Origin of the sequence: Corallococcus sp. 4LFB (genome assembly GCF_046520365.1) — a bacterium.
GTDB lineage: Bacteria > Myxococcota > Myxococcia > Myxococcales > Myxococcaceae > Corallococcus > Corallococcus caeni.
The window spans coordinates 1-1,100 of record NZ_JBKGHJ010001057.1; the positions used below are offsets into that span (position 1 = coordinate 1).

The window sequence follows — 1,100 nt, forward strand, 5'->3', positions numbered from 1 at the left end:
CGCCTGCCAGCGCACCGCCTGCTCCACGCGCGCCACCAGCGCACCGGACGGCACACGCCCGGCAGCACCCGCGCGCCCAGCACCACCAGCGCGTCCGCGGCGCCCACGTGCTCGCGCCGGCCGAAGCGGTCCACCCACCACACGAGCCCGAACACACCACCCGTGAGCACGCCCGCGCACAGGAGCAGCGCCCGGCGCGCACGACCGGGTCTGGGGAGCAGGGCAAGGGGCCGCACCGCCAGGAACCTAGTCCTGCACCGGACATCCCGCTGCCCCGGATACACCTTCAGTGGAGCACTGTGTCCGCGATGACAGGTTTCACCGTGTTGGGCCCGACGGACGACCCGGTGAATTGTCACGATGCGTATCGCCCGGGAGGGGGCTGGGAGACACAATGCGCGATACGACCCGGCCGGGGTCCGCGGCGAACCCGGAGCGGCCGGTGGGAGGCTTACGGATGGATGTCAAAGGCGTCGCGTTCCTGGCACGGCAGACCATGATGGTGCAGGCCTTCGGCGAACCGGCATGGAAGGCCTTCGTCGCGGAGCAGGCGAAGCGGGACCCCATCTTCGGACAGCTCATCATGCCCGTGTCGCGCATCCCGGCGGATGCCTTCCTGCGCTTCAACGAGGCCATGACCCAGCGCTTCTACGGCGGCGACACCAAGGCCTACTGGCAATACGGCATCAAGTCCGCCGAGTACGCGCTGGGCCAGGGCCAGCTCAAGACGATGTTCGGCAAGGACGACTTCCGCCGCTTCGCCCTCTTCACCCCCGGCATCTGGAAGGGCTACTTCACCGAGGGCGAGCTGACCGCGCAGCTGCAGGGCAACACCGTGGAGCTGCGCATCACCGGCGTGCCCCGGCCGCACGTCTACTTCGAGCTCGCCGTGATGGGCTTCGCCGCCGGCGGCCTCGCGTACCTGAGCGGCCGCAAGGAGATCCACCACGAGGTCCTCAAGGGCTTCAGCAAGGGGGACCTGGAGGTCCTCTACCGCTTCACCCTGCCCACCGAGACCCCGTAGCAGGCCCTCAAGACCTCAGCGCTCCGCGGCGGCCGTGACGGCGGGCGCCGCGCCCGCGGGGGCCACGACGACGGGC

1 protein-coding gene and 1 pseudogene are annotated in these 1,100 nt (G+C 70.4%); one reads left to right on the forward strand and one right to left on the reverse strand.

What is annotated here, in order from left to right; translation table 11 throughout:
• A pseudogene (locus ACLEQD_RS44010) lies at nucleotides 1-236 on the reverse strand (hypothetical protein); the annotation flags it as partial.
• A gap of 221 nt (nucleotides 237-457) precedes the next feature.
• Between ACLEQD_RS44010 and ACLEQD_RS44015 the strand changes: the two are divergent.
• The gene (locus tag ACLEQD_RS44015; protein ID WP_410391881.1) at nucleotides 458-1,024 is read left to right on the forward strand and encodes a hypothetical protein; all 567 of its coding nucleotides are present in this window, start codon (nucleotides 458-460) and stop codon (nucleotides 1,022-1,024) included.
• Nucleotides 1,025-1,100 lie beyond the last annotated feature (76 nt).